The sequence below is a fragment of the Vibrio sp. 10N.222.49.C9 genome, assembly GCF_041474985.1.
GTDB classification, from domain to species: domain Bacteria; phylum Pseudomonadota; class Gammaproteobacteria; order Enterobacterales; family Vibrionaceae; genus Vibrio; species Vibrio crassostreae_C.
Genome location: NZ_JBFRVD010000777.1, coordinates 1 through 450 on the forward strand (window position 1 = coordinate 1; position 450 = coordinate 450).

The 450-nt window shown below is 46.9% G+C and carries 1 protein-coding gene; it reads right to left on the reverse strand.

Annotation, left to right across the window (positions count from 1 at the left end):
• The coding region (locus tag AB4585_RS25550; protein WP_372171588.1) for a VCBS domain-containing protein at nucleotides 1–450 on the reverse strand (450 nt) is incomplete at both ends.

A 450-nucleotide genomic window follows, 5' to 3' on the forward strand; every position in this document is an offset into this window, starting at 1 on the left:
ATATTGGCCTTGTAGATCATCGGGGGTATAGGTCAACACTGCGCCATGATCCACATCGGAAGCAGTAACTTGTCCATTTACAAATAGAACATCGTCTTCTTTGGTTGACTCATGCTGCGCGTGACTGGTGATAACCGGAATATCATTGGTACCTTGCACCGTGACTGTAATATCTTGATGTACTGATACGCCTGCAGCGCTAGTCGCAGTTACGTGCAAAATTTCAGTGTGAGTCTCACCCTGTGCAAGATTCTGGTGATGACTGTTATCAAGGGCATAGCTCCATTCGCCCGTATCCTTGTTCAGGGTGAATTCACCGTATTGGCCATGCAAGTTGTCGGGAGTAAATGTTAGTGGAGCGCCTTTTTGCGCACTATGAATATCAACAGTTCCTGAAACTGCTAGCGTAGTGTCCTCGACAACAGTTCCTGATTCTGGAGCACCAACAAC